At 67.0% G+C, this 25,795-nt stretch carries 27 protein-coding genes and 1 tRNA gene; 22 read left to right on the top strand and 6 right to left on the bottom strand.

Annotated elements, in window-relative coordinates; translation table 11 throughout:
- Nucleotides 1–30: 30 nt before the first annotated feature.
- The 5 genes from ACGLHS_RS08645 (at nt 31) to ACGLHS_RS08625 (ending at nt 3,934) form a co-directional block, all read left to right on the top strand.
- Entirely contained in the window at nt 31–474 is a 444-nt protein-coding gene (locus ACGLHS_RS08645) for a peptidylprolyl isomerase (protein WP_394478780.1), read from the top strand.
- Nucleotides 471–1,439 (top strand): 4-hydroxy-3-methylbut-2-enyl diphosphate reductase, encoded by a 969-nt coding sequence (ispH, locus tag ACGLHS_RS08640; protein WP_394478777.1) that lies wholly within the window; start codon nt 471–473, stop codon nt 1,437–1,439. The genes ACGLHS_RS08645 and ispH overlap by 4 nt, the downstream gene beginning before the upstream one ends.
- Nucleotides 1,436–2,401: a threonine/serine dehydratase gene (locus tag ACGLHS_RS08635; protein WP_394478775.1), complete on the top strand. Its 966-nt coding sequence runs from the start codon at nt 1,436–1,438 to the stop codon at nt 2,399–2,401. The genes ispH and ACGLHS_RS08635 overlap by 4 nt, the downstream gene beginning before the upstream one ends.
- A 53-nt stretch (nt 2,402–2,454) precedes the next feature.
- The gene (gene serS / locus ACGLHS_RS08630; RefSeq protein ID WP_394478773.1) at nt 2,455–3,786 is read left to right on the top strand and encodes a serine--tRNA ligase; all 1,332 of its coding nucleotides are present in this window, start codon (nt 2,455–2,457) and stop codon (nt 3,784–3,786) included.
- 58 nt (nt 3,787–3,844) lie between these two features.
- A tRNA-Ser gene (locus tag ACGLHS_RS08625) sits at nt 3,845–3,934 on the top strand.
- Nucleotides 3,935–4,011: 77 nt separating this feature from the next.
- Here ACGLHS_RS08625 and ACGLHS_RS08620 read toward each other — a convergent pair.
- On the bottom strand, nt 4,012–5,505 hold the full coding sequence (locus ACGLHS_RS08620; RefSeq protein ID WP_394478771.1) for a PLP-dependent aminotransferase family protein: 1,494 nt from the start codon (nt 5,503–5,505) through the stop codon (nt 4,012–4,014).
- A 94-nt stretch (nt 5,506–5,599) separates the two neighbouring features.
- Here ACGLHS_RS08620 and ACGLHS_RS08615 point away from each other — a divergent pair, with 94 nt between their 5' ends.
- Nucleotides 5,600–6,556 carry a DMT family transporter gene (locus tag ACGLHS_RS08615; protein WP_394478769.1) on the top strand — a complete coding sequence of 319 codons (957 nt, stop codon included), beginning with the start codon at nt 5,600–5,602 and terminating at the stop codon, nt 6,554–6,556.
- Nucleotides 6,557–6,742: 186 nt separating this feature from the next.
- Here the strand turns inward: ACGLHS_RS08615 and ACGLHS_RS08610 are convergent, their stop codons facing one another.
- From ACGLHS_RS08610 to flgA, 5 genes are all read right to left on the bottom strand, one after another.
- Complete coding sequence (locus ACGLHS_RS08610; protein ID WP_394478767.1) at nt 6,743–7,621, bottom strand: winged-helix domain-containing protein; 879 nt, start codon at nt 7,619–7,621, stop codon at nt 6,743–6,745.
- 120 nt (nt 7,622–7,741) lie between these two features.
- Nucleotides 7,742–8,233, bottom strand: coding sequence for a YadA-like family protein (locus ACGLHS_RS08605; protein ID WP_394478765.1), 492 nt, complete (start codon nt 8,231–8,233; stop codon nt 7,742–7,744).
- A gap of 51 nt (nt 8,234–8,284) precedes the next feature.
- Nucleotides 8,285–8,740: a flagella synthesis protein FlgN gene (locus tag ACGLHS_RS08600; RefSeq protein ID WP_176801047.1), complete on the bottom strand. Its 456-nt coding sequence runs from the start codon at nt 8,738–8,740 to the stop codon at nt 8,285–8,287.
- A 62-nt stretch (nt 8,741–8,802) separates the two neighbouring features.
- A complete protein-coding gene (flgM, locus tag ACGLHS_RS08595) occupies nt 8,803–9,099 on the bottom strand; it encodes a flagellar biosynthesis anti-sigma factor FlgM (protein ID WP_394478762.1) in 297 nt (98 codons plus the stop codon).
- Nucleotides 9,100–9,193: 94 nt separating this feature from the next.
- Nucleotides 9,194–9,913, bottom strand: a complete 720-nt coding sequence (gene flgA / locus ACGLHS_RS08590) for a flagellar basal body P-ring formation chaperone FlgA (RefSeq protein ID WP_394478760.1) — start codon at nt 9,911–9,913, stop codon at nt 9,194–9,196.
- A 220-nt stretch (nt 9,914–10,133) separates the two neighbouring features.
- Here flgA and flgB point away from each other — a divergent pair, with 220 nt between their 5' ends.
- The 16 genes from flgB to ACGLHS_RS08510 all read left to right on the top strand — a co-directional run bounded on the left by flgB (nt 10,134) and on the right by ACGLHS_RS08510 (nt 25,737).
- Entirely contained in the window at nt 10,134–10,535 is a 402-nt protein-coding gene (gene flgB, locus ACGLHS_RS08585; protein WP_394478758.1) for a flagellar basal body rod protein FlgB, read from the top strand.
- Nucleotides 10,536–10,572: 37 nt separating this feature from the next.
- On the top strand, nt 10,573–10,989 hold the full coding sequence (gene flgC, locus ACGLHS_RS08580) for a flagellar basal body rod protein FlgC (RefSeq protein WP_394478756.1): 417 nt from the start codon (nt 10,573–10,575) through the stop codon (nt 10,987–10,989).
- Between the two features lie 29 nt (nt 10,990–11,018).
- Nucleotides 11,019–11,705, top strand: coding sequence for a flagellar hook assembly protein FlgD (locus ACGLHS_RS08575; RefSeq protein WP_394478754.1), 687 nt, complete (start codon nt 11,019–11,021; stop codon nt 11,703–11,705).
- 95 nt (nt 11,706–11,800) lie between these two features.
- A complete protein-coding gene (flgE, locus tag ACGLHS_RS08570; RefSeq protein WP_093238240.1) occupies nt 11,801–13,018 on the top strand; it encodes a flagellar hook protein FlgE in 1,218 nt (405 codons plus the stop codon).
- A gap of 46 nt (nt 13,019–13,064) precedes the next feature.
- Nucleotides 13,065–13,811 carry a flagellar basal body rod protein FlgF gene (locus ACGLHS_RS08565; RefSeq protein WP_394478751.1) on the top strand — a complete coding sequence of 249 codons (747 nt, stop codon included), beginning with the start codon at nt 13,065–13,067 and terminating at the stop codon, nt 13,809–13,811.
- 67 nt (nt 13,812–13,878) lie between these two features.
- Nucleotides 13,879–14,661 carry a flagellar basal-body rod protein FlgG gene (gene flgG, locus ACGLHS_RS08560; RefSeq protein ID WP_093238243.1) on the top strand — a complete coding sequence of 261 codons (783 nt, stop codon included), beginning with the start codon at nt 13,879–13,881 and terminating at the stop codon, nt 14,659–14,661.
- Entirely contained in the window at nt 14,661–15,371 is a 711-nt protein-coding gene (locus tag ACGLHS_RS08555) for a flagellar basal body L-ring protein FlgH (protein ID WP_371126590.1), read from the top strand. The genes flgG and ACGLHS_RS08555 overlap by 1 nt, the downstream gene beginning before the upstream one ends.
- A 119-nt stretch (nt 15,372–15,490) precedes the next feature.
- Nucleotides 15,491–16,582 carry a flagellar basal body P-ring protein FlgI gene (locus ACGLHS_RS08550; RefSeq protein WP_093238246.1) on the top strand — a complete coding sequence of 364 codons (1,092 nt, stop codon included), beginning with the start codon at nt 15,491–15,493 and terminating at the stop codon, nt 16,580–16,582.
- 10 nt (nt 16,583–16,592) lie between these two features.
- On the top strand, nt 16,593–17,594 hold the full coding sequence (gene flgJ, locus ACGLHS_RS08545) for a flagellar assembly peptidoglycan hydrolase FlgJ (protein WP_093238248.1): 1,002 nt from the start codon (nt 16,593–16,595) through the stop codon (nt 17,592–17,594).
- A gap of 95 nt (nt 17,595–17,689) precedes the next feature.
- Entirely contained in the window at nt 17,690–18,214 is a 525-nt protein-coding gene (locus ACGLHS_RS08540; protein WP_256327219.1) for a chemotaxis protein CheW, read from the top strand.
- 49 nt (nt 18,215–18,263) lie between these two features.
- A complete protein-coding gene (locus ACGLHS_RS08535) occupies nt 18,264–19,823 on the top strand; it encodes a methyl-accepting chemotaxis protein (RefSeq protein WP_394478746.1) in 1,560 nt (519 codons plus the stop codon).
- The gene (locus ACGLHS_RS08530; protein ID WP_394478744.1) at nt 19,798–20,115 is read left to right on the top strand and encodes a hypothetical protein; all 318 of its coding nucleotides are present in this window, start codon (nt 19,798–19,800) and stop codon (nt 20,113–20,115) included. Before ACGLHS_RS08535 ends, ACGLHS_RS08530 begins: the two co-directional genes overlap by 26 nt.
- A 7-nt stretch (nt 20,116–20,122) precedes the next feature.
- Complete coding sequence (locus ACGLHS_RS08525) at nt 20,123–21,850, top strand: methyl-accepting chemotaxis protein (protein ID WP_394478742.1); 1,728 nt, start codon at nt 20,123–20,125, stop codon at nt 21,848–21,850.
- Nucleotides 21,851–21,990: 140 nt separating this feature from the next.
- On the top strand, nt 21,991–23,559 hold the full coding sequence (locus ACGLHS_RS08520; RefSeq protein ID WP_394478740.1) for a methyl-accepting chemotaxis protein: 1,569 nt from the start codon (nt 21,991–21,993) through the stop codon (nt 23,557–23,559).
- A gap of 15 nt (nt 23,560–23,574) precedes the next feature.
- Complete coding sequence (locus ACGLHS_RS08515; RefSeq protein ID WP_394478738.1) at nt 23,575–25,197, top strand: methyl-accepting chemotaxis protein; 1,623 nt, start codon at nt 23,575–23,577, stop codon at nt 25,195–25,197.
- Between the two features lie 15 nt (nt 25,198–25,212).
- Nucleotides 25,213–25,737: a chemotaxis protein CheW gene (locus tag ACGLHS_RS08510; RefSeq protein WP_176801048.1), complete on the top strand. Its 525-nt coding sequence runs from the start codon at nt 25,213–25,215 to the stop codon at nt 25,735–25,737.
- Nucleotides 25,738–25,795: the final 58 nt, after the last annotated feature.

The raw sequence follows: 25,795 nt of genomic DNA, 5'->3' as shown, positions 1-25,795 counted from the left end.
ACCTTGTCTTTGCCCACCTCTGATGCCTCCATGTCCCATGTTGTGACTTCCGGCTCCTTCCTGACCCTGCACTACCGGCTCGCCGGTCCGGCGGGCGACATCATCAACACTTTCGCCGACAAGCCCGCGACCCTGTCGCTTGGCACCGGCGAGCTTTCGCCTGCCATGGAGCAGCGCCTGCTGGGTCTGGAAGAGGGCACGCACGCCACCTTCGAGCTGCCCGTCGGCGAGGCTTTCGGCGAGCGCAATCCCGATATGCAGCAATGGGTGGCCAAGAAGCTGCTCGCGCAGATGGGCGACCCCGACGAGCAGTACGCCACCGGCGACGTCGTGCAGTTCCCCACGCCCGACGGCACGGGCAGCTATGCGGGCGCGGTGATCGAATCGAACGACACGGCGGTGCGCTTCGACTTCAACCATCCGCTGGCCGGCCAGCCCGTCACCTTCGAAGTGAAGCTGATCGGAGTCCTATGAGCCCCGACATCTCGGAAGTCCTCCTGGCCGAGCCGCGCGGCTTCTGCGCCGGGGTCGACCGCGCCATCGAGATCGTCGAGCGCGCCATCGCCAAGTTCGGCGCGCCGATCTACGTGCGCCACGAGATCGTGCACAACACCTACGTGGTGAACGAGCTCAAGGCCAAGGGCGCGATCTTCATCGAGGAACTGTCCGACGTGCCGCCCGGCGCCACGCTGGTGTTCAGCGCACATGGCGTGAGCAAGGCGGTGGAGCAGGAGGCGCGCGATCGCGGCTTCGAGATCTTCGACGCCACCTGCCCGCTGGTGACCAAGGTGCACGTCGAGGTGGCCAAGCTCGCGAAAGAGGGCTACGAGTTCATCATGATCGGCCACAAGGGGCACCCCGAGGTCGAGGGCACGATGGGCCAGCTGTCCAGCGGCATCCACCTGGTGGAAGACGTGGCCGACGTGGCGACGGTGTCGCCGTTGCAGACCGACAAGCTCGCGGTGGTCACGCAGACCACGCTCAGCGTGGACGATGCGGCCGAGATCGCCGCCGCCGTGCGCACGCGCTTTCCGAACGTGCGGGAGCCCAAGCAGCAGGACATCTGCTACGCCACGCAGAACCGCCAGGACGCGGTGAAGATCATGAGCCCGCAGGTCGACCTCGTGATCGTGGTGGGCAGCCCCACCAGCTCCAACAGCAACCGGCTGCGCGAGTTGGCCCAGCGCCTGGGCACCGAAAGCTACATGGTCGATTCGGCCGACGAACTCAAGCCCGAGTGGTTCGAGGGCAAGGCGCGCATCGGCCTCACGGCCGGCGCTTCGGCGCCCGAGGTGCTGGTGCGCGAGGTGATCGACCGCGTGCGTGCGCTCGGCGCGGTGTCGGTCCGCAAGATGGACGGCATCGAGGAAACCATTAAGTTCCCGCTTCCCAAGGGCCTCAAGCTCGACGACATTCCGCCTCCAGGGCACATCTCTTGAACACCATGAATACAACCAACTGGCGCTCTGAAATAGATAGCGCCTCCCGCAGGCTGCGCGAGCGTGCCGGCAATTTTTTGCGTGAAACGCCGCTCTGGAAGCTGCCGGCCGCCGCATTCGGCATCACGGTGCCGGGCGTCGAGGTCTGGCTCAAGCTCGAGCACATGCAGGTCAGCGGCAGCTTCAAGGCGCGCGGCATGATGAACCGGCTGCTGGCCAACGACATCCCCGAAAGCGGCGTGGTCGTGGCCTCGGGCGGCAATGCCGGCATTGCCACCGCCGCCGCCGCCAAGGCGCTGGGCGTGCGCTGCCAGGTGTTTTTGCCCGGCGTGTCGCCCGAAGCCAAGCGTGCGCGCCTGCGCGCGCTGGGCGCCGAAGTGGTCGTGGTCGGCGAGCTGTACCCCGACGCACTGGCCGCCTGCCTGACGCGCCAGAAGGAAAGCGGCGCCTTGCTGACCCACGCCTACGACCAGCCCGAAGTGGTGGCCGGCGCGGGCACGCTGGGCCACGAAATCGAAACGCAGGGCGGCTTGCCCGATTTGGTGCTGGTGAGCGTCGGCGGTGGCGGCCTGATCGGCGGCCTGGCCGGCTGGTTCGAGAAGCGCGCCCGCGTGGTCGCGCTCGAACCCGAGAAGGCGCCCACCTTGTTCCGCGCCCGCGAGGCCGGCGAGCCGGTCGACGTCGACGTGGGTGGCATTGCTGCCGACTCGCTCGGCGCGCGCCGCATCGGCGCCATCGCCTGGGAGATCACGCAGCAGCAGGTGCAAGACGCGCTGCTGCTGTCCGACGAATCGATCCGCGCCGCGCAACAGTGGATGTGGAAAGAGATGAAGCTCGCCGTCGAGCCCGCCGCCGCGCTGCCGCTGGCGGCGCTGCAGACCGGCGCCTATGTGCCGCGCGAAGGCGAAAAGGTGTGCCTGATCGTCTGCGGCGCGAACGTCGATCCGGCCACCGTCGCCTGATCGCGCGGGCAGGGTGGGGCGCGGTTGGTTCGGCGCCCACCTAAAATCGGCCGATGCTCGACATCACCCTGCTCCGCAAAGACCTGGCCTCCGCTGTGGCCGGCCTCGAAAAACGCAAGAAGAACCAGCCTTACCTCGACGTGTCGGCGTTCAGCGCGCTCGAAGCCGAGCGCAAGACGCTGCAAACCCGCACCGAAGAAATCCAGGCGCGCCGCAACACGCTGAACAAGCAGATCGGCCCGCTCAAGGCCAAGGGCGAATCGGTCGATGCGCTGATGGCCGAGGTCAACGCGCTCAAGGCCGAGCAGGAGTCGCAGTCCAAGCGCCTCGAAGAAATCCAGCCCGAACTGCACGCGTTGCTGCTCGCGGTGCCCAATCTGCCGCACGCCAGCGTGCCGCTCGGCGAAGACGAAACCGGCAATGTCGAAATGCGCCGCTGGGCGCCGCAAGGCGGCGCAGGTGCCGACGCCAAGCCGTTGGCCTTCGCTGCGAAAGACCATGTGGACCTCGGCGCGCCGCTGGGCCTTGACTTCGAGATGGGCGCCAAGCTCGCGGGCTCGCGCTTCACCGTGATGAAGGGGCCGATCGCCCGCCTGCACCGCGCGCTCGCGCAGTTCATGCTCGACATCCAGACGGAAAAGCACGGTTATGCCGAGTGCTACGTGCCTTACATCGTCAATGCCGCCACGCTCAGCGGCACCGGCCAGTTGCCCAAGTTCGAGGGCGACCTGTTCGCTGCGAAAAAGGGCGGCCAAGATGGCGAACCCGCGCCCGATCATTCGGCGCTGTACCTCATTCCGACCAGCGAAGTGCCGCTGACCAACTTCGTGCGCGACGAGGTGGTGGCCGAGTCGCAACTGCCGATCAGGCTCACGGCCCACACGCCGTGCTTCCGCTCCGAAGCCGGCAGCGCGGGCCGCGACACGCGCGGCATGATTCGCCAGCACCAGTTCGACAAGGTCGAGATGGTGCAGATCGTTCACCCCGAGAAGAGCTACGACGCGCTCGAGCAGATGACTGGCCACGCCGAGGCCGTGCTGCAGGCGCTGGAGCTGCCGTATCGCGTGGTGCTGCTGTGCACTGGCGACATGGGCTTCGGTTCGACCAAGACCTATGACCTCGAAGTCTGGCTGCCGGCGCAGAACACTTACCGCGAGATCAGCTCGGTATCGAACTGCGAGGCCTTCCAGGCGCGCCGCCTGCAGGCCCGTTTCAAGAACGCGCAGGGCAAGAACGAACTGGTGCACACCCTCAATGGTTCTGGCCTGGCGGTGGGGCGTACGCTGGTCGCCGTGCTGGAAAACCACCAGAACGAAGACGGCTCGATCAACGTGCCCGCAGCGTTGCGGCCGTACATCGGCGGCGTCGAAGTTTTGCGCGGTTGAGCCCCGGAGCTTCAAAAAGCGGAATTTCATCCGCTATAATCAGAGGCTCGACAGCACCGGAGAGGTGGCAGAGTGGTCGAATGTACCTGACTCGAAATCAGGCGTACTAGCGATAGTACCGAGGGTTCGAATCCCTCCCTCTCCTCCAAGAATGGCCCCGCAAGGGGCTATTTTTTTGCTTGTTTGCGCCGAATCCCCCGACGGCTTCGGGGCGGCGCGGGCATTTCAAGGCCGACCGGCCGTGACGTCTCTCGACACCTGCGCAATGACCCTGCCCATGTGCCGCACAAGTTCATCCGCCTGGTCGACCGGCATCCCCGCATAGCCAAGCACAAAGCCGTTGTAGAGCGCCCCACCCGTGCCTGGAAGGCAGAACGGGCTCAGCGGCCGCAGACCCAGCCCTTGCGCCCGCGCCGCACGGCTGACGGCCACGTCCGTCACTGGTGCTTCGAGCCGCACCGACAGGTGCATGCCGCCCGCACCGCCGGACACGGTGACGACCCCCTGAAGGTGCCGCGCCAGCGCCGCCTGCAAGGCCTCGCGGCGCCGGGCATAGAGTTGCCGCATGCGGCGCAGGTGCAGCATGAACTGGCCGCTTTCGATGAAGTCCGCCAGCGCGGCCTGTTCGGCGAGCCGGCCGCGCATCCCGGCGGCGGCGATCGCGCCCAGCAACGCGGGCGCCACCGCAGCGGGCACGACCGTGAAGCCCAGGCGAAGTGCGGGAAACAGCGTCTTGCTGAAGGTGCCGACGTAGACCACCGGCGCGTGCGCGTCCAGCCCCTGCACGGCAGACAGCGGAACGCCATCGCTGCGGAATTCGCTGTCGTAATCGTCTTCGATCAGCCATGCGCCGGTTTCGCGCGCCTGCCGGATCAGCGCCAGCCGTCGTTCGAGGCTCATCATGGCGCCCAGCGGGTACTGGTGCGAAGGGGTGATGTAGATCAGTCGCGGAGGCGTTGCGCGCCAGTCTTCCGCACGCGGTGCCAGGCCTTCGCTGTCGACGGCGATGGGAACCAGCCGCAGGTCGGCCGCCTGGAATGCGGCGCGCGCACCGGGGTAGCCGGGGTTCTCGATCCAGGCCGTGTCGCCTGCATCGGCCAGCGCGCGGGCGCACAGTTCCAAACCGCCCTGGGAGCCATCGGTAATGAAGACCTGCTCTGCCGCGCAGCGCACGCCGCGTGACACGCGCAGGTATTGCGCGATCGCCTCCCGCAGCGGCAGATGGCCTTGGACGGGCGCGTAGTTCAGCTGCCGCGCATCGGTCTGGCGCCAGGCCCGTTCCATGCAGCGCCGCCAGGCAGTCAGCGGAAACTCGTCCAGCGCGGGCGTGCCCGGCCACAAGGGCAACGGACGGTTCGCGTCGTCCTGTTCGCCCTGCAGCGCGATCGCACGGCGCGCCAGCCTGGATGTGGGCGGAGGCATTGCTGCGTGCGCGGTGGTGGCCTTGCCGTGTGTCAGCCCAAGGTGCGCGACGAGGGTGCCGTGGCGAGAGCCCGCCAGGAAGCCTTCCGCGGTCAGATGCTCGTAGGCGTAGAGCACGGAGTTGCGGGCCATGCCGAGTTCATCGGCCAAAGTCCGCGTGGACGGAAGCCGCGCGCCTTCGGCGATCCTGCCGCCAAGGATCGCCCACCGAAGGCAGGCGTACAGCCGATGTTGTCGGGTGGCAGGGCCTTGCGGGCCTTCGCGTGCGAACGCGGCGAGCAGGGCGCCGTAGTCCATGGTGGCTCCATCAATCAGGGCTTGGGTGGGTCTATGCATGATGCCACGGGGTGTCTAAGGTCGCGGTGTCCGGCCCCTTCGATTCCGCCATCGCATGACCACATCCGCCACGCCCTCCGCACACGACACCGCAGTCCGCGCGCCCGAGCCCGCCGTCGGCGCATCGACGAAGCCTTCGCGCCTCGCGATCTGGCTGCTGGGCACCGTCGCGATCGTCTGGGGCATCAACTGGCCGGTCGGCAAGGCCACGCTCGCGTACCTGCCGCCGATCTGGACCGTCGCGCTGCGAACGGGCGTGGGCGCCCTGGCCGTTCTCGTGCTGTGCCTGCTGACGCGGCGGCTGGTGCTGCCGCGCCGCGGAGACATCCCGGTCATCCTGAGCGTCGGCGGGCTGCACATGACGGCGTTCTCGGTGCTGTGCAGCGTGGGCCTGGCACACGTGTCGGCCGGCCGCTCGGTGGTGCTGGCCTACACGACGCCGCTGTGGGTCGTGCCGGGTGCGTGGCTGCTGCTGGGCGAAGCGCCCACGCGCCGGCGTCTGCTCGGTGCGGGCCTGGGTCTCGCGGGGCTGTTGCTGATCTTCAATCCGCAGACCTTCGACTGGCATGACCAGCGCGCGGTGATGGGAAATGCGGCGGTGCTGCTGGCGGCGTTCTGCTGGGCCGGCAGCATCCTCTACGTGCGCGCGCACAAGTGGGTGACGCCGCCTTTCGAGCTGGTGTTCTGGCATGCGCTGCTGGCCAGTTGCCTGCTGCTGCCGATGGCCGTGGCGATCGAAGGCGTTCCGCACATTGAATGGAATCCGGCACTGGTGTCGCAACTGCTCTACGGGGGCCTGTTCGGCATCGCGCTGGCCTCGTGGGCGATGACCACGGTCAACCGCATGCTGCCGGCAACCACGACATCGCTTGGCCTCCTGGGCGTGCCGGTGATCGGCATCGTCTGTTCATCCGTGGCGCTGCACGAGCCGCTCAGCGCGGCCTTGCTGGCGGCGCTGGCGCTCATCCTCGGCGGCATCGCGATGGGAATGGGGCGCGGCGGCAAGGCCTGATCGCCGCCCGTGCATGTTCTTCAGCCCGGCTTAAGGTTGCCTGGCGATACTCGAGTGGACGGTCTTCTGGCGCTGGTAGAGGTCGCTTCGGCACCCGCTCACAAGAGTGGTTCCTCGAAGCCGGAGGTCGTCACGAATACTTCGCGGCCGAGCCCATGGCCCGGCCGCGCAGCCGCCGCAGGCACTTCAGGCGCGGGCCTGCGCCATCTCCCCAAGCCACACGGGTTCGTTCGACGTGTCCGGAAAGCCGGACGCATTCGCCGTGCGAGGGTGGCCATTCATGAGGTCGTGGCCGTGGTGTGCGTGATGCGTGTGCGCATCGTCGTCGCCCAGCGACGTCGTCGCCAGATGGCGCAGCTCGTAGCCCCGCCCGTACACCGAGTGCAGCACGAACTCGCTCTCCTTGTGCAGCGACAGCTTGCGGCGGATGTTGGCCACGCAGCAGTCGAGCACGCGGCTCTTTCTTTCGATCCGGGCGTCCACCCACAGGGAGGCCAGCAGCCAGTCGCGCTCGAGCAGCCGTCCGGCATTGCGGAACAGCAGCAGCGCGAGTTCGAATTCGCGCGGCTTGAGCCGGATCTCGGCGCCCTTGTGGATCACCACGCGCCGGCTTCCCAGGAACTGGTAATCGCCGAAGACCGCGCTCACGGCCTGCGGGTGCAGCAGCGTCTCGTTGCGCCGCAGCGACTCGCGCACGCGCAATTCCAGTTCGAAGTCGTCGATGGGCAGCACCGCGAAATCGATGTGCGCCCCCGGCGATTCATTGCCCGCCGCCGAGAGCACCGCGATCAGCAGGTCCCGTTGCGACGCATTGGCCACGAGGCAGATCGGAATGCGCAGCGCCTTGCACATGGCCGTGAGGATCGGCCACTCGCCTTCGTCCTTGAGCATGATCAGCAGCAGGCCGAACTGGCTGCCACCGGTCACGGCCAGCAGAAAGTCCGCGCTGGTGTCGAACGAGGCCGGCTCGCAGCCCATCAGGCGCAGCCTGTTGCCCCATGTGACCTGCTGGGCCTCGTCGCAACCGACCAGCGCGATCTGGCGCGAGCCCTGGGCGCCGCTCATGGCCGGAACCCGCCCGGCATGGCCACGTCGTTCAGGGGCACTGGCTTCGCAAGAGGGTTCTTCATGTCGATGGCATCCATGCGTTGGTGGTTGTGGAACGAAGGCACAGGAACGAACGGGTCAGCGGTCGCCGGCGCGCGGCAGCTTCCAGCCGATGCCGGCATTGAGGCCCCAGTCGCTGCCGGTGGTGGCCACGGCCATGCCCCAGGCCATCCGGCCGTCTTCCGACAGCGCCTTGAAGCCGAGGCTGGTCGCGGTGTGGCTCTTGTAGGTGCCGACACCCAGGCCGATGGTTTTCTCGCCGGGGTAGAGCGTGGGCACGTAAGCGGCCGACAAGGCCACGGCCATCGCCGTGCCGGAGTAGGCGATCCGCGTCACGTCGTTGACGTTGGCACGCACCTGGTTCAGCTGGCCGACGTTGATCGCATCGTTCGGCAGCAGGCCCGGCGCCAGTTCGTTTGCGAAGGCGCTGGCCTGAAGGCCCGCCGCGGCGAGCGAAAGAACGGTCAGCACACCGCACCGCGTCAGGCACGTCAGGTGTGTCGGCAACGCGGGCTGCCCGCGCTTGCCGTCGCCTGTCGCGCTGTCGCTGTGTGGAGTGACCATGTCCATGGGCTGAGGGAAAAAATGCGGTGAACCCGCTGGCAACGTGAAGCCGGGCAATCAGCCCGCGGCGAGGCGGGTGCCCGAGCCCACCTGCGTCTTGCGAACGCCGTCGGGCCCGTAGAAGAGTTGTGCGCTGGCCTGCAGGAAGTGCAGCGCCTGCTGCGTGAAATCGAGGTGCGCATAGACCATCGAGCCGTTGCGCATGTTGTGGCTGCGTGCCTCCACGGCCACCACCAGCAGGTCGGCCCAGGCCTTCTGCACGGCCGGGCCCCCGGCGGCCGCCGCGGCATCCGCGCCGGCACGGCCTGGCTCGAAGCCCAGGGCCACCTGCAGGGCTTCGCGCTGCTGGTCGAGCTCGGCCATGCGGTCCAGCAGATGGGTCTTCTGGCCGGCAATGGCGGCCAGGTCGTTGAAGGCCCCGCCCGACATCGCCTTGGCTTCCCGGTCCAGCACGGCGAGAAATTCCGCGATGCAGGACGCTTCCGTGCGCAGATGGGCCAGCAGTGAATTCATGGGAGTCCCTTCGTGCCCCGCACCGCGGTGCGGGCTGGCTGGGGGGCGGCCCGGCGCTGCACTCATGCGCCACCCTTCGGATCGAGCAGGTCGCGCACGCTGGCCAGCAGGCCGTCGGCGATGCGCTCGGGGCGGATCTCGTAGCGCCCGGCGCGGATGTCCTCGCGGATCGCCGCCACGCGCGCCGCGTCGAAGTCGCTGCGGCCCACGGCGGTGGGCAGCGAATGCACGTGCGCGGAGGCCGATGCCGCCCCCTTCGGGCGCTCGACGGCCTCGGCGGCGGCCGGCGATGGGGCCGGGCCGGTCGCCGGTGTTCGGTGAAGGGGCGGGGCCGAGGGGGCGGGTGGATCGATTTTCAAGGTGATTCCTCAGGGGCTGACCCGTATATCGGCAGCGCGGGCAAGAACTTTAGGAATTGCGTGCACGAAGCTTCCGAAAGGGGCGGGCGATGGCCTATTGCGTCAGCTGGATCTGTCCCTCTTCGTCGGCCACGCCACTGATCAGCCGCCCGTCCAGCGTCTTGGCCTGCACCACGGCGCCGACCTTTGCGCCGCTCAGGGCCTTGCCCTCGGTGCTGATGACGAAACCCTGCCCCTGGGCCACCACCTTCACGGCCTGGCCCTGCTGGATGACGGTGACGCCGCGCACCAGCTCCTTGCGGATCGGCGCGCCCGGCGCGATGCGGTTGGCGCTCACCACGCCCACCAGCTCGGCGGCGCTGGTGATCACCGAGCGCGGCAGCCGCGTCAGGTCGCCGGTGCGTTCGGTGACGTCGCCGGCGCCCAGCGGCCGGCCGGTGTCGATCGCATGCGTGGCCACGAAGTAGCTGCCTTCGACCGACACGCGCGCCTGCACGAAGCGCGTCCACGGCCGCTCCGTCTGGCAGCGCACGCCCACCGAGATCCGACCCCACGGCGTGACGCCCGGCGGCAGGAAAACCTCGGGCGCCTCGCACTCGGGCAGCACCGCCGTTCCGCGTCCTTCGAGGCTGATCGTGACCTTGCCCGGCAAACCCGCGCTCTGCACTTGCAGGTACTTCTCGATGGCCGTTCCGGCCGCTCCAGCTGCGTCGGCAGCCGGCGCCGCCGCGAACGCGCATGCCGGTCCCATGGCCGCGACGAGCGCGATCCACACGGTGCGCGGCAGTCGGGTCCAGGGCAGGAAGTGGTTCATCGGATGAGAGAAAGGAGGGGCGAAAAATGCGCTGCGCCAGAAGAAAAAGACACAGTCCGGCGCTACGGAATTCTAGAAATTCGGCCTGCAATCGAAGGTGCGAGCAGCAGGCGAAAACCCCCTTTGTTCGGGCGATTGCAAACGCGCCGCATGCATAGACTTGCTTTCCATCGGTCGCCGCGCCCCGCGCATTGGCGACGCCTCAAGAGATGGAAAACAGATGATCGACAAGCTGGATGCGGCGCTTCGCTTCAACCGCGAAGCCCTCAACCTCCGGGCAGAACGCCAGGAGGTGCTCGCGGCCAATATCGCCCATGCCGACACGCCCAACTACAAGGCGCGCGACTTCGACTTCAGCAGCCGGCTGAACGAGGCCGTCGGGCGCGCGTCGCAGTCGGTGTCGCTGGCCACCACCTCGTCGCGCCACCTGGCCGGCCAGGCGCAGGCCGCGTCCGACAAGGACCTGCTGTACCGCACGCCCCACCAGTCGAGCATCGACGGCAACACCGTCGAGATGGATGTCGAGCGCATCGCCTTCGCCGACAACGCGCTGCGCTACGAGTCCAACCTCACCATCATCAACGCCAAGATCAAGTCGTTGCTGTCGGCGGTGCAGCAATAGCGGCCCGCCGCGCCACACGCGACAGCACGGAGCACGCATGCCCATCACCAGCAATTCCATGAACATCTTCAACGTGGCGGGCTCCGCCATGACCGCGCAATCGCAGCGCATGAACGTGACCGCGAGCAACCTGGCCAACGCCGAGAGCGTGGCCGGCCCCGACGGCATGCCCTATCGCGCCAAGCAGGTGGTGTTCGAGGTGGCGTCGTCGGGCAACCGCGACATCGGTGGCGTGAGGGTGGCCGGCGTCATCGAAGACCCGTCGCCCGCCAGGCTGGTGTTCGACCCCAAGAGCCCGCACGCGAATGCCGAAGGCTATGTGGCCATGCCCAACGTCAACGTGGTCGAGGAGATGACCAACATGATCTCGGCCTCGCGCAGCTACCAGGCCAACGTCGAAGTGCTCAACACGGCCAAGACGCTGATGGTCAAGACGCTGACCATCGGCCAGTAAACCCATCTCCAGACACACAGCAACACGCCATGGCCATCTCCGACACCTCTTCCATCAGCGGGCAGAACGCCACGACCGCGACGAACAACAGCAACAACGTCTCGAACGCGGACAGCGAGCAGCGCTTTCTCAAGCTGCTGGTCACGCAGCTGAACAACCAGGACCCGCTCAACCCGATGCAGAACGCCGAGCTGACCTCGCAGCTGGCGCAGATGAGCACCGTGAGCGGCATCGAGAAGCTCAACACCACGCTGGCAGGCCTGGTGAACCAGACCGGTTCCAACCAGGTGCTGCAGGCCGCATCGCTGATTGGCTACAACGTGCTGTCGCCCGGCGACGTGCTCACCACCAAGAAGCCCGAAGACGGCAAGGACACGGCCACGCAGGCCTTTGCGGTGCAGCTGCCCGGCACGGCCGCGGACGTCCAGATCAAGATCGTCGATGCCACCGGCAAGGTGGTGCGCACCATCGACGCCGGCTCCATGAAGGAAGGCGTCAACGCCGTCACCTGGGACGGCAAGGACGACACCGGCGCCGTGGTGCCCGTGGGTGCCTACCGCTTCACCGTCGAAGCCAGCAACGGCGGCGTGGCCGTCAAGTCCACCGCACTGACTTTCTCGCAAGTGGCGGCCGTCAAGCAGGGCGCCACGGGCGTCACGCTCGAGCTGGCCTCGGGCGCCAGCATCGGCCTGGCCGACGTGCGCCTGTTCCTCTGAGTCTCCGAGATGTCCTGCGCGCAAGTGGCCTTTGCAGCCGTCGCGCGGCAGGTCTTTTATCCATCGCATCGAACGCATTGAAGTAAGGATCCATCATGAGTTTTTCCCAGGGCATCAGCGGTCTCGGCGTGGCCGCGGCAAACCTCGACGTCATCGGCAACAACATCGCCAACTCCGGCACGGTGGGCTTCAAGTCCGCCGCCGCGACCTTCCAGGACGTGTACGCCGGCTCGCGCGTCGGCCTGGGCGCCTCGGTGTCGGGCGTGACGCAGAACTTCACGCAGGGCGTGACGCAGTCGAGCAGCCGCCCCCTGGACGTGGCCATCCTGAACGGCGACGGCTTCTATCGCCTGAGCAGCCCCAGCGGCGAAGTCATGTACTCGCGCAACGGCCAGTTCACGCGCGACAAGGACGGCTACATCGTCAACGCCTCGGGCCTGCGCCTGACGGGCTATGGCGTCAACGCCAGCGGCGGCATCAACGGCGGCACGCCGTCGCCGATCCAGATCCAGACCGCGTCGATGACGCCCAACCCGACCGGCAACGTCAACGCCGTGTTCAATCTCGATGCGCGCAGCACGGTGCCCACCAAGACGCCTTTTGCGGCCGGCGACTCCGCCACCTTCAACTACTCGAACGCCATCGGCCCGGTCTACGACTCGCTGGGCAATCCGCACGACGTGGCCGTCTACTTCGTGAAGACCGCCGCCAATACCTGGAACGTGTACGGCACCTCCGACGGCGCACCGCTCAACGCCGGCGCGCCTTTGCTCACCGGCATGACCTTCGACACCAAGGGCGTGATGACCGCGCCGGCGGGCGGCTCGCTGAACATCGGCCCGATCAACTTCGGCAACGGCTCGGCAGCGCTGAGCGCCAAGGTCGACCTGACGGGCACCACCCAGTTCGGCGCCACCAACGGCATGACCAAGCTGAGCCAGGACGGCTACAAGTCAGGCGAGCTGACCTCGTTCTCGATCAACCCCGACGGCACCATCACCGGCAAGTTCTCCAACGAACAGACCAAGCTGATGGGGCAGATCGTGCTGTCCTCCTTCGCCAACCCCAACGGCCTGGAGCCCAAGGGCAACAACGTGTGGGCCGAGACGCTGGCCTCGGGCAACGCGCTCACCGGCACGCCGGGCGAGGGCACCAAGATGGGCTCGCTGGCTTCCGGCGCGCTGGAGTCGTCCAACGTCGACCTGACCTCCGAACTGGTCAACCTGATCGTCGCGCAGCGCAACTACCAGGCCAATGCGCAGACCGTGAAGACGCAGGACCAGGTCATGCAGACGCTGATGAACATCCGCTGACGCGGCCTTTCTCTCTCTGCACGACTGAACAGATCAGGAGCACCCAGTGGATCGAATGTTGTATGTCGCCATGAGCGGCGCCAAGCAGGCCATGGAACAGCAGGCCTCGGTCGCCAACAACATGGCGAACGTCTCGACGCCGGGCTTCCGCGCGCAGATCGCCAACTTCCGCGCAGTGCCCGTGGCGGGCCAGGAGGCGCCCACGCGCGCCTTCGTGGCCGCCACCACGCCCGGCGCCGACTTCACGCACGGCCCGCTCACCGAGACCGGCCGCGCGCTCGACGTCGCCGTGAGCGGCGAGGGCTGGCTGGTGGTGCAGACCGCCGATGGCGGCGAGGCCTACACCCGCGTCGGCAACCTGCAGATCGGCGCCGACGGCCAGCTCACCACCATGGGCGGACGCCAGGTGGTGGGCGACAACGGCGCGCTGACCGTGCCGCCCGGCTCCACCGTGACCATTGCCACCAACGGGCTGGTGGGTTCGCGCGATGCGGCATCGACCACGCTCACCGGCATTGCCGAAGTCGGCCGCCTCAAGCTGGTCAACCCGCCGACCACCGACCTGGTGCGCGGCGACGACGGCCTGTTCCGCATGCGCGAAGGCCTGCCGCCCGCCGAGGCCGACGAGGCCGTCACGCTGGTCACCGGCGTGGTCGAGGGCAGCAACGTCAATCCGGTCGAGGCCATGGTGGCCATGATCGCCAACGCACGCAGCTTCGAGATGCAGATGAAGTCGCTGCAGACCGCCGACATCAATGCGCAGGCGGCCAACAAGCTGCTGGCGTACGGCTGAGCCGCGGCCCACCCGGCACGACACGTCCCGGCATACGCCGCAACACACCCGCAGGACTCTCAAAGAAATGATTCGCTCCCTCTACATCGCCAAGACCGGCCTCGACGCGCAGCAGACGCAGCTCGACGTGGTCTCCAACAACCTGGCCAACGTCGGCACCACCGGCTTCAAGCGCAGCCGTGCCGTGTTCGAAGACCTGGTCTACCAGAACCTGCGGCAGGTCGGCGGCCAGAGCTCCGACCAGACCCGCCTGCCGTCGGGCCTGCAGGTGGGCACCGGCGTGCACGTGGTCGCGACCGAGCGCATCCACTCGCAAGGCAACCTCACCAAGACCGACAAGCCCACCGACGTGGCCATCAACGGCAGCGGCTTCTTCCAGGTGCTGATGCCCGACGGCACCACCTCGTACACGCGCGATGGTTCGTTCCAGACCGACCGCGACGGCCAGCTGGTCACGGCCAGCGGCTTCCCGGTGCAGCCGGCCATCACCATTCCGCCGAACGCCACCAGCATCACCGTGGGCCGCGACGGCATCGTGTCGGTCGTGCAGGCCGGCGGTACCAACACCGTGCAGATCGGCCAGCTGCAGCTCGCGACCTTCGTCAACCCGACAGGCCTGCAGAGCAAGGGCGAGAACCTCTACGCCGAGACCGATGCCTCCGGTGCGCCCAACCAGGTGAACCCCGGCGTCGACGGCGCCGGCGTGCTGAGCCAGGGCTACGTCGAAGCATCGAACGTCAACGTGGTGGAAGAGCTGGTCAACATGATCGCGACCCAGCGCTCGTACGAAATCAACAGCAAGGCCGTGCAGACCTCCGACCAGATGCTGCAGCGCCTGGCCCAGCTGTGATGCAGGGTGCGCGTCTTCTTCATCGCCGCGGTGCCTTCTTGAGGGCGCTGCTGATGGGGCTTGCCACCGTGCTGGCCGCCGGCTGCGCGCAGGTGCCGCGCGAGCCGCTGGTGCACCAGCCGATGACGGCGCGCGCCGATTCCTATGCCGCCAACCAGGTGCGGCGCGCACCCGGCGCGATCTTCCAGGACGGGCCCGGCGCCAATGCGCTGTTCGAGGACCGCCGTCCGCGCAACGTGGGCGACATCCTCACCATCGTCATCAGCGAGAAGGTCAACGCGACCAAGAATTCCGGCGCCAATGCCAGCCGCAGCGGTGGCACCACCGGCGTGTTCGCGGGCATTCCGAAGCTGCTGGGCGGCCTGCTCGACGGGCAGGACACCAAGCTGTCGGGCACCAACACGCTCAACGCCAAGGGCGGCGCCAATGCCAACAACACCTTCAACGGCGTGATCACTGTCACGGTGACCGACGTGATGGGCAACGGCAACCTGCTGGTGAGCGGCGAGAAGCAGATGGGCATCAACCAGGGCACCGAGTTCATCCGCTTCTCGGGCGTGGTGAACCCGCGCACCGTGTCGGGCAACAACACCGTGCCTTCGACGCTGGTGGCCGATGCGCGCATCGAGTACTCGGCCAAGGGCTACATCGACGAGGCGCAGAACATGGGCTGGATGCAGCGCTTCTTCCTGAACGTGATGCCATTCTGAATATGACTTACCCCCAGGCTTCGCGCACTTCGTGTCGCTACTCCCACCCCCTTGCAGGGGGCGATGCCTGCGGCCCGGCCCAGCCGGTTCCGCGGCATTCCACGAATTCTTCGGCTCGCTTGCGCATCGCCGTGGCCCTTGTTTGCGCCGCTGCGTTCTTCACGCCTGTGCATGCGGAGCGGCTCAAGGAGCTGGCGAACATCCAGGGCGTGCGCGACAACCCGCTGATCGGCTACGGCCTGATGGTCGGCCTGGACGGCACGGGCGACCAGACCATGCAGACGCCCTTCACCACGCAGAGCCTGAACAACATGCTGCAGCAGCTGGGCATCACGATTCCGCAGGGCGTGAACATGCAGCTGAAGAACGTGGCGGCCGTCATGGTGACGGCCACGCTGCCTTCGTTCGCGCGGCCGGGGCAGAACATCGACGTCACGGTGTCGTCGATGGGCAATGCCAAGAGCCTGCGCGGCGGCACGTTGCTGATGACGCCGCTGAAGGGCGTCGATGGCGCGACCTACGCGGTGGCGCAGGGCAACATGGTGGTGGGCGGCGCGGGTGCCGCGGCCAATGGCAGCAAGGTGCAGGTCAACCAGCTCAGCTCGGGGCGCATTCCCGCCGGCGCGCTGGTGGAGCGCACGGTCGAGGCCCCGGTGGGGGCCGAAGGCTCGTTCACCATCGAGCTCAACCGCTCCGATTTCGGCACCGCGCAGCGCGCCATGGACGCCATCAACCGGCAGTTCGGCCCCGGCACGGCCGAGGCGATGGACGCCCGCGTGATCCGCGTGCAGGCACCCGAGCCGCAACAGCGCGTGGGCTTTCTCGCACGGCTGCAAGACCTGGAGATCACGCCGACGCAGGCCGGCGCGCGCGTGGTGGTCAATGCGCGCACGGGCTCGGTCGTCATGAACCAGGCGGTGCGCGTGAAAGACTGCGCCGTGGCGCACGGCAACCTGTCGGTGGTCATCAACACCGAGCCGGTGATCAGCCAGCCGGGTGCGCTCTCGGGTGGCAGCACGGTGGTGGCGCAGACCTCGCAGATCTCGGTCAACCAGGGCGGCGGCGCCATCCAGATGGTGCGCGGCGGTGCGTCGCTCTCCGATGTGGTCAAGGGCCTGAACAGCCTGGGCGCGAACCCGCAAGACCTCGTGTCGATCCTGCAGGCCATGAAGTCGGCCGGCGCGCTGAGCGCCGAGCTCGAGATCATCTGAGGCCGCCGCCATGACGATCTCTTCCAACAGCGCGTGGGCCGGCGCGGATGCGGCCAGCCGCAGCGGCGCGCTCGACCAGCGCTTCGCACTGGACGTGCAGGGCGTCGATGCCCTGCGGCGCACCGTGCGCACCTCGCCCGAAGAAGGCCTGCAGCAGGTCTCGCGCCAGTTCGAGGCCCTGTTCATGAACATGGTGCTCAAGAGCATGCGCGAGGCCACGCCTTCGAGCGGCCTGCTCGACAGCCAGGACCGGAAGGTCTATCTGTCGATGTTCGACCAGCAGCTCACGCAGAACCTGTCGGGGCGCGGCGTGGGGCTGGCCGAGGCGATGCTCGCGCAGCTGCGCCGCACCATGCCATCGGGCCCGCCCGATGCCGAGGCGGACGCCGAGATCGGCACCAAACCCATGTCGCTCGAACCGCGCGGCGGCTTGCCGTACGGGCCGCGCGCGGGCATTCCCCTCGGCTCGGCGCCGAGCGGCCGCGTGTCGACCGCTGCAGACCTGGGCGTCTACCAGATCAACAACGACCGCCGCGCGCCGGCCGCGAATGCATCGCTGCAGGGCCAGGTCGATGAGTTCGTGGGCCGCATGGGTGCATCGGCGCAGGTGGCCAGCGCCGCGAGCGGCGTGCCCGCGCCGCTGATCCTGGCGCAGGCCGCGCTCGAGTCGGGCTGGGGCAAGCGCGAGATTCGCGCCGACGACGGCACGCAGAGCTTCAACCTCTTCGGGATCAAGGCCGACCGCAGCTGGAAGGGCCCGACGGTCGAGACCACCACCACCGAGTACGTCGACGGCGAGCCGCAGAAGGTGCGCGCCAGGTTCAGGGCCTATGCCTCGTACGACGAGGCCTTCACCGACTACGCGCGCTTCATCACCCGCAACCCGCGCTACGCGAACGTGCTGGCGACCGACGATGCGAACGAGGCGGCGCATGGCCTGCAGCGCGCGGGCTACGCCACCGATCCGCGGTACGGCGAGAAGCTGGTTCGCATCATGCAGAAGTTCGGCTGAGCCGCGCGCGGCTCACGGTTCGATTGTTCGTTCGTTCGTTCGTTCGCACGCGCGCATGAATGCGCGCGGCGGGACACACCACGCAAAGGAAAACCATGGCAGAGATCACTGGCATCCAGAGACAGCAAACGCAGCAGCCTGCATTGCAAGGCAGCGCCGCCAACGGCCCGCGGCTGGAGGTGGTGACCTTCAAGCTGGGGGAAGAGGAATACGGGATCGACATCCAGAAGGTGCAAGAGCTGCGCGGCTACGACGCGGTGACGCGGATCGCGAACGCACCGGAGTACATCAAGGGTGTGGTGAACCTGCGCGGGATCATCGTTCCGATCATCGACATGCGCATCAAGTTCGAGCTGGGCGACCCGACGTACGACCAGTTCACGGTGGTGATCGTGCTGAACATCGGGGGGCGCGTGGTGGGGATGGTGGTGGACAGCGTGTCGGACGTGATCACGCTGACGGCCGAGCAGATCAAGCCGGCACCGGAGATGGGTTCGGTGCTGGACACCGACTACCTGATCGGGCTGGGCACGCTGGACGAGCGGATGCTGATCCTGGTGGACATCGACCGGCTGATGTCCAGCGACGAGATGGGGCTCATCGAGAAGATCGCGGCCTGAACACTCGAAACCACATAACAACGACAGCGGTTCGAGAGGAGACACCCAGATGAAGAATTGGACGATCGGAATGCGCCTGGGCGCCGGCTTTGCGCTGGTGCTGGCGCTGCTGGTGGTCACGGCGGGCATCGGCGTGCTGCGCTTGCGCGCCGTGGGCGACGCCACGCAGGAGATGGCCGGCCACGCGTTGGCGAAGGAGCGCCTGGCATCGGCCTGGCAACTGGGCACCAGCACCAACAGCGTGCGCACCTTCTCATTGCTCAAGAGCGACGACGCCGAGGTGCAGGCCTACCTGCAGAAGAACATCGCCAGCACCAGCGCCGTGATCTCCGAGACGCAGAAAAAACTCGAAGAGATGCTGAGCTCGCCGGACGAACTGGCGCTGAGCGCCGACATCAAGAAAAAGCGCGGCGACTACGTCGAGCTGCGCAGCCAGGTCCTCAAGCTCAAGGCGGAAGGCCATCGGGACGAGGCCGCGAAGCTCACCGACACCCAACTGCTGCCGGCGCTCGACCGCTACGACGCGAGCATCCGCGCCATGGCGGCCTACCAACAGCAGGACATCGACCGGACCGCGGCCGCCATCGACGCCCAGTACCGCTCGGGCCGCGTCTACCTGATCGCGCTCGCCGTGTTCGCGGTCGCGCTGGGTTCGGTGATGGCCTGGCTGCTGACGCGCAGCATCGCCCAGCCGATTGCCGAGGCGCTGCTGATCGCCGAGACCGTGGCGGCCGGCGACCTGAGCCAGGAGTTCGAGACCGGGCGCGGCGGCGACTTCGGCCGGCTGCTGCGCGGCATGGGCGAGATGGAAGACACGCTCACCGACCTCGTGACCCGCATCAAGACATCCACCGACTCGATCGCTGTGGCGTCCAGGCAGATCGCGGCGGGCAACCAGGACCTGTCGTCGCGCACCGAGCAGCAGGCCAGTTCGCTGGAGGAGACGGCAGCGTCGATGGAAGAGTTGACTTCGACGGTCAAGCAGAACGCCGACAACGCGCGGCAGGCCAACCAGCTGGCCGTGTCGGCGTCGGCCGTGGCGGTCAGGGGCGGCAGCGTGGTGTCGCAGGTGGTGGGCACTATGGGGTCGATCAACGATTCGTCGCGAAAGATCGTCGACATCATCGGCGTGATCGACGGCATCGCGTTCCAGACCAACATCCTGGCGTTGAACGCGGCCGTCGAGGCGGCGCGCGCAGGGGAGCAGGGCAAGGGCTTCGCGGTGGTGGCTTCGGAGGTGCGCAACCTCGCGCAACGCTCGGCGGCCGCCGCCAAGGAGATCAAGACCCTCATCGGCGATTCGGTGGAAAAGGTCGAGGAAGGAAGCAGGCAGGTGGCCGAAGCGGGCCGCACGATGGAAGAGATCGTCGGCAGCGTCAAGCGCGTGACGGACATCATGGGCGAGATCACCGCAGCGAGCCAGGAGCAGACCTCGGGCATCGAGCAGATCAACCAGGCCATCACGCAGATGGACCAGGTCACGCAGCAGAACGCGGCACTGGTCGAAGAGGCTTCGGCCGCGGCGCAATCGTTGCAGGAGCAGGCCGACAGCCTCGTGCAGGCGGTCAGCACCTTCAAGCTCGATGCCGACGAAGCCCAGGCGGCCTGACGAACCCGTGCTGCGTGCTCGTCTCAACCCCAAGATCGCTCGTCGCCTGGCCACGGGTTTCATTGCTTCGCTGCTGTTGCTGGCGGCCGTGCTCGGCCTCGGCTTTCATGCCGGTGCCGGCTGCGCCTGGGCGCGCCAGGCGGTGATGGCCCTGGCGGGGGCCGCATTGCTCGCCGGCATCGCCATCGCGTGGTTCGTCACGCGGTCGATCAGCCGGTCCACCCACGACGCGGCGAAAGTCGCCCAGCGGTTGGACCGGGTCTTTCAACATGTCAACGCCAAAGATTCCTGAAAGCGCCATGAACTCCCTTCTCAATCTCAAGATTGGCACCCGTCTCGGCATGGGCTTTGCGGCCGTGCTCCTGCTGCTGGCCTCCGTGGTCGGCCTCGGCCTCAGCTCGATGGCCGACATCCAGGCGCGGCTGAACGGCATCGTGACCGGCAACAACGTCAAGGTGGGCGCGGTCAACACGATGGTGGACGCGATCCGCGACATCGCCATCTTCGACAGCAACCTGATTCTGTTGACCGAAGACGCCGCCATGAACGAGGAGGTCAAGAAGATCGCCGCCGCGCGCGACCGCTTCTCGGTGGGCCGCGCGACGCTGGCCAAGCTGCTGGTCACGCCGGCGGGCAAGGCGTTGCTCGCCAAGGTCGACGAGCGGGTGGCGGTGCTCCTGCCGTTGAACACCCAGCTGACCGAACTCGGGCTGAAGAACATGAACGAGGAGGCGACACAGATCTTCGTCACGAAGTTCCAGCCGGCCGTTCAGGTGCTGGTGGATGTGCTCAACGACATGATCGCCCACGAGACCGAGCTGTCGAACCAGGCCAATGCGCAGGCCATTGCGGGCTACGCGTGGGCGCGCAACCTGATGCTCGTGCTGGGCGGCATCGCGATGCTGGTGGGCGCGGCGATCGCGTGGTTCATCACGCGATCGATCACGCGGCCGATCGGCGAGGCGGTGCAGGTGGCCGAGAAGGTGGCGGCCGGCGACATCAGCTCGCGCATCGACGTGCAGTCGAAGGACGAAACGGGCCGGCTGATGTCGGCGCTGAAGGCGATGAACGAGAGCCTGGTGAAGATCGTGCGGGAGGTGCGTTCGGGGACGGACACCATTGCGACGGCTTCGGGGCAGATTGCTTCGGGGAATCAGGATCTGTCCTCGCGGACGGAAGAGCAGGCCAGCTCGCTGGAGCAAACCGCGGCTTCGATGGAAGAGCTGACCTCGACGGTCAAACAAAACGCGGACAACGCTCGGCAGGCGAATCAACTGGCGGTGTCGGCTTCTGAAGTGGCTGTGAAGGGTGGCAGCGTCGTGTCGCAGGTGGTGGACACGATGGGGTCGATCAATGCTTCATCCAAGAAGATCGTGGACATCATTGGTGTCATTGATGGCATCGCGTTCCAGACGAACATTCTGGCGCTGAATGCGGCTGTGGAAGCTGCACGCGCAGGCGAGCAGGGCCGTGGCTTTGCGGTCGTTGCTTCCGAAGTTCGCAGCCTTGCTCAACGCTCCGCAGCCGCAGCGAAAGAGATCAAGACGCTGATCGGTGATTCGGTCGAGAAGGTCGAAGAGGGCAGCAAGCAGGTCGCAGAAGCTGGCCGCACGATGGAAGAGATCGTTGGCAGCGTCAAGCGCGTGACCGACATCATGGGCGAGATCACCGCAGCGAGCCAAGAGCAGACCTCAGGCATCGAGCAGATCAACCAGGCCATCACGCAGATGGACCAGGTCACGCAGCAGAACGCGGCACTGGTCGAAGAAGCCTCGGCAGCGGCCCAGTCATTGCAAGAACAAGCCGGCAGCCTCGTGCAAGCCGTCAGCGTCTTCAAGCTCGACGCCAACGCAGTCGCCACCAAACGCCCGGGCTTCACCCGCATCACACCGATCCCCAAGCCCGCCAAGCCAGCAGCGAAGCCCCGCGCCAAGGCGTTGCCCGCCCGGCGCGAGCCCGGCACCGGCACGGCAACCCCTCAACTCGCGATGGTCAGCGACGCCAAGGGCGACTGGACCGAATTTTGAGAAGAAAGGACTCAAGTCTGGCGACCTGCTGCCGATAACAGGGAGACGGCGTTGCCAGAGCGGCCCGTCATGAATCCATTTCATGCCGGTGGCCCGCCGCGCGCCGCGGACACCGTCCCCGTTATTGAAGGAAGAGAGCAATGAGTTTGAAGGATCTGAAAATCGGCACGCGCCTGGGACTCGGTTTCGCGGTGATGCTGTTGCTGATGGCTTTCATCGCGGGCACCGGCGTGCTGCGCCTGACCAACGTGGGCAATGCCACCGACGAGATGGTCGAAGGCGCGCTGGTCAAGGAACGCCTGGCGACCGAATGGCTCAGCCTGCTGCGGTCGAACACGGTGGCCAATTTCGCGATGGTCAAGACCACCGATCCGGAGATCGCGGCCTACTTCGCCAAGCTCCAGGCGGCGGGCTCGGCGCGCATCACGCCCGCGCAGAAAAAGCTCGAGGCGATGCTGAGCACGCCGGAAGAAAAGGCGCTCTATGCCGCCGTGGCCGCTGCACGGGCGACCGTGCTCGAAACCGTGGGCATGCTCAACAAGCTGAAGGACGAGAAGAAGCTCGACGAAGCCAACGTGCTGGTCGACACCAAGTTCACGGCCGCGCTGGGCGTGTACGCCGGTGCGGTGGAGGCGCTGGCGAACCATCAGCGAGAGAAGATCGACGCCGCGGCCAAGGGTATCGCGGTGGACCACACGGAAGGCCGGACCACGCTGATCGCGCTGTCCGCCATCGCGTTGGTGGTGGGTGCGCTGTTCGCATGGCGCCTGACGCTGGGCATCGTGCGCCCGCTGGGCCATGCGCTGGAAGTGGCCGAGACGGTGGCCTCTGGCGACCTGAGCGCGAGCATCCGCGTGGACAGCCGCGACGAGGCAGGGCAGTTGATGCAGGCGCTGAAGGACATGAACGCGAGCCTGGCCAAGGTGGTGGGCGAGGTGCGCATGGGCACGGACACGATTGCGACGGCATCGAGCCAGATTGCTTCGGGGAATCAGGACCTGTCTTCGCGTACCGAGCAGCAGGCGAGTTCGTTGGAGCAGACAGCGGCTTCGATGGAGGAGCTGACCTCGACGGTCAAGCAGAACGCAGACAACGCGCGGCAGGCGAATCAGCTGGCTGTGTCGGCGTCTGAGGTGGCTGTGAAGGGTGGCAGTGTCGTGTCTCAGGTGGTGGACACGATGGGGTCGATCAATGCGTCCTCCAAGAAGATCGTGGACATCATCGGCGTGATCGATGGCATCGCATTCCAGACCAACATCCTCGCGCTGAACGCGGCCGTGGAAGCCGCACGCGCTGGCGAGCAGGGCCGTGGCTTTGCAGTCGTTGCTTCCGAAGTGCGAAGCCTCGCGCAACGCTCGGCCGCAGCTGCGAAAGAAATCAAGACGCTCATCGGCGATTCGGTCGAAAAGGTCGAAGAAGGAAGCAAGCAAGTTGCGGAAGCCGGCCGCACGATGGAAGAGATCGTGGGCAGCGTCAAGCGCGTGACAGACATCATGGGCGAGATCACCGCAGCGAGCCAGGAACAGACCTCGGGCATCGAGCAGATCAACCAGGCCATCACGCAGATGGACCAGGTCACGCAGCAGAACGCAGCGCTTGTAGAAGAAGCCTCGGCAGCGGCGCAATCGCTGCAAGAGCAAGCCGGCAGCCTCTCGCAAGTCGTCGGCGTGTTCCGCCTCGGCGGCGCGAACCAGCTGGCATTGGCCTGAAGACGGCGAACGACCATGCGCGTCAATCTGCCCATCACCGACATCGAATACGAGCTTTCGCAGGACGCGGCCCTGGTGTCGCGTACCGACCTCAAGGGCCGCATCACCTACGTCAACCCGGCCTTCATCGAGGCCAGCGGCTACGCCGTCGGCGAGCTCATGGGCAAGGCGCACAACATCGTGCGCCACCCGGACGTGCCGCCCGAGGCCTTTGCCGATCTCTGGCAAACGCTGGGGCAGGGCCTGCCCTGGACCGGGTTGATCAAGAACCGGCGCAAGAACGGCGACTTCTACTGGGTGCTCGCGAACGTGACGCCCATCAACCGCAACGGCCGCGTGCAGGGCTACATGTCGGTGCGCAGCCGGCCCGCGCGCGCCGACGTGGCGGCGGCGGACGCGCTGTATCGCCGCATCCGCGAAGGCGATGCGAAGGGCATCGAGATCGTGCAGGGCGAGGTGGCGCAGCGTGGCTGGATGAATCCGCTGGCGCAACTGCGGCGCGTTCCGGTGCGGCGCCGGGTCTTCGGCGCGACGGTGTTGGCTGCGTTGCTGTCGCTGGGCTTCGGTGCCGTGGGCTGGATGGAAGCGTCGAAGCTGGCCGCTGCCTCGGGTGCGCACAGCTGGCTGCCCGGTGTCGTCGCCGTGGGCGGCGTGGCCGCCGCGCTGGCATGGGTGGGGCTGGGGCAGTTCCTCGGCCGCACGGTCTTCCGTCCGCTGGACGAGGCACTGGACGTGGCGCGGGCCATCGCGGGCGGCGACCTTGCGCGCTTCGAGATCCGGCCCGGCGACGAGATCACGGGGCTGCTGCGCGCGCTGAACCAGATGAGCGCGAACCTCTTCGCGATCGTGGCGGACGTCGGCACCAACGTGGCCGGCGTGATGTCGGCGTCGAGCCAGATCGCCTCGGGCAACCAGGATCTTTCGTCGCGCACCGAGCAGCAGGCCAGCTCGCTGGAGCAGACGGCCGCGTCGATGGAAGAGCTGACCTCGACGGTCAAGCAGAACGCCGACAACGCGCGGCAGGCCAACCAGCTGGCCGTGTCGGCCTCCGAGGTGGCGGTGAAGGGCGGCAACGTCGTGTCGCAGGTGGTGGACACGATGGGCTCGATCGACGCGTCCTCGAAAAAGATCGTCGACATCATCGGCGTGATCGACGGCATCGCGTTCCAGACCAACATCCTCGCGCTGAATGCCGCTGTGGAAGCAGCCCGTGCGGGCGAGCAGGGCAAGGGCTTTGCCGTGGTCGCGTCGGAGGTGCGCAGCCTCGCGCAGCGCTCCGCATCGGCCGCCAAGGAAATCAAGACGCTGATCGGCGATTCGGTCGAGAAGGTCGCTGCGGGCAGCAAGCAGGTCGCGCAGGCCGGCCGGACCATGGAAGAGATCGTGGGCAGCGTCAAGCGGGTGACCGACATCATGGGCGAGATCACGACCGCGAGCCAGGAGCAGACCTCGGGCATCGAGCAGATCAACCAGGCCATCGCGCAGATGGACCAGGTGACGCAGCAGAACGCCGCGCTGGTGGAAGAGGCTTTCGCCACGGCGCAGACGCTGCAGGAACAAGCCGACGGCCTGGTCAGGGCCGTGCGGGTTTTCAGGACCGAGGCCGGCGATGGCGCCGGCGGTCGCAACGAGTTTTAAACCGGAGGACACGAGATGCTGACGACGAAGGCAAAAGACCCATTGAAACAAGCCGCCTCGGCGCCGTCCCCGGCCGCCAACGGCCCGCGGCTGGAGGTGGTGACCTTCAAGCTGGGGGAAGAGGAATACGGGATCGACATCCAGAAGGTGCAGGAGCTGCGCGGCTACGACGCGGTGACGCGGATCGCGAACGCACCGGAGTACATCAAGGGTGTGGTGAACCTGCGCGGGATCATCGTTCCGATCATCGACATGCGCATCAAGTTCGAGCTGGGCGACCCGACGTATGACCAGTTCACGGTGGTGATCGTGCTGAACATCGGGGGTCGGGTGGTGGGGATGGTGGTGGACAGCGTGTCGGACGTGATCACGCTGACGGCAGAGCAGATCAAGCCGGCGCCGGAGATGGGTTCGGTGCTGGACACGGACTACCTGATCGGGCTGGGCACGCTGGACGAGCGGATGCTGATCCTGGTGGACATCGACCGGCTGATGTCCAGCGAAGAAATGGGCCTTGTCGAGGCCGCAGCCACCGCCTGATCGCCGCGCCATGGCCGCAAGGCCGGGGCTGCATCACCGCCTTCAACCTTCAACGCCT

The sequence above is a fragment of the Variovorax sp. VaC1 genome, from assembly GCF_043658315.1.
Taxonomy (GTDB): Bacteria; Pseudomonadota; Gammaproteobacteria; order Burkholderiales; family Burkholderiaceae_C; genus Variovorax.
Note: the sequence above shows the minus strand (reverse complement) of the source record. Positions and strands in the feature narration are given on the sequence as shown.